Below are 264 nucleotides of genomic sequence, written 5' to 3'. Positions count from 1 at the left end.
CCCTATCAGGCGTCGCCTATCAGCCTGTTCAGTGGGGCGGTGGGGCCCACGTACCCCGAGACTGGGAGGCGCGCCGGCTGGATGAGGCGGGCAGCAACCAGACCGCCAAGCGATCGAACGGCTGCTTACAGGCAACGCGCCAGCTGCCATGAATGGAGAGGTTGGGTCGGTAGCTGGCCGTCCGCTCGGGGTGGAAAGCTTCCGGTCTGCTCATCGATTGGCAGCCCGGGAAGCTGCCGTCGCCCCAGCCATGGTCGTGTTCGG

The sequence above is a fragment of the Candidatus Kosakonia sp. 282A-S69 genome (genome assembly GCF_029433855.1).
GTDB lineage: Bacteria > Pseudomonadota > Gammaproteobacteria > Enterobacterales > Enterobacteriaceae > Kosakonia > Kosakonia cowanii_A.
This window is presented reverse-complemented; position numbering follows the sequence as displayed.